The sequence below is a fragment of the Geminocystis sp. CENA526 genome, from assembly GCF_050753365.1.
GTDB lineage: Bacteria > Cyanobacteriota > Cyanobacteriia > Cyanobacteriales > Cyanobacteriaceae > Geminocystis.
In genome coordinates, this window is the sequence record NZ_JBLZFY010000309.1 from 1 (window position 1) to 1,143 (window position 1,143).

Consider the following 1,143-nt stretch of genomic DNA (forward strand, 5'->3'; position numbering starts at 1 on the left):
CCTTATATGACTATTAAAGTATTACTTGTTGAAGACTCTCCCGTTGCCACACTATTACTACAAAAAATTATTAATTCTTCTCCAGATATTCAAGTGGTAGGTTGTGGAAAAACTGGCATTGAAGGTTTAGAGTTGGTACAAAAGTTGAATCCTGATGTTATTTGTACGGATTTACATATGCCCAAAATGAATGGGTTAGAATTTGTACAACAGGTAATGGCTAATTTTCCGAAGCCCATTTTAGTTATTAGTGCTTCTGTACAGGAAGAAGATACTCAACACGTTTTTGATGTTTTAAATGCAGGGGCGGTGGATATATTTCCGAAACCTCGTAGTGGACAACCGAGTGATTATGATGCTATTAGTCAACCGTTGTTGGAAAAAATTCGTCTTTTATCTGGAATTAAGGTTTTTAGACGCAAAGCGCCTTCTTCTTCTCCTTCTATTTCTTCTACGGTTTCTAAATTTTCACCCCCTACGGTTAGTATTAGTAACAGCAATAAATTTGAAGTGATTGCCATTGGTACTTCTACAGGAGGTCCTCAAGTATTACTAGAGATTTTAGGTAATATACCTGCTAATTTTTCTGTTCCCATTGTGTGTGTACAGCACATCAGCGCAGGGTTTTTGGGCGGTTTAATTGATTGGTTGAATAATAATTGTCAGTTAAAGGTAAAAGTTGCTATGACGGGGGAAAAACCTCAAGGGGGCTATATTTATTTTCCTCCTGAAAAACATCATTTAGAGTTCGATCGAAATGGGCGTTTTTTCTGTTTTACGGGGCTTCCTGTGGATGGGCATTGCCCTTCGGTAACGGTGACATTTAACTCTTGTGCCAACGTTTTTGGCAAAAATGCCATTGGTATTTTATTGACTGGCATGGGGAGAGATGGCGCTCAAGGTTTATTCTCTATGTATCAAAAAGGGGCTTATACCATCGCCCAAGATGAGGCTAGTTCGATCGTTTTTGGAATGCCGGGGGAAGCGGTTCGTTTAGGGGCGGCGAAGAAAGTATTACCATCAGGTTCGATCGCATCCCAGATTATGACTTTAGTTCGTTAATTAAAGTATGCTGAATCAATAAAAAAAGAAAATCAAGGGTTTAGGATAATGGAGCAAAAATTAAAACCCACATTCCGCACG

General features: G+C 38.9%; 1 protein-coding gene. It reads left to right on the forward strand.

The features are described from left to right. A partial coding sequence (cheB, locus tag ACN4EE_RS23585) for a chemotaxis-specific protein-glutamate methyltransferase CheB (RefSeq protein WP_431708948.1) occupies positions 1 to 1,062 on the forward strand: 1,062 nt, incomplete at its 5' end. Between the last annotated feature and the right edge of the window lie 81 nt (positions 1,063 to 1,143).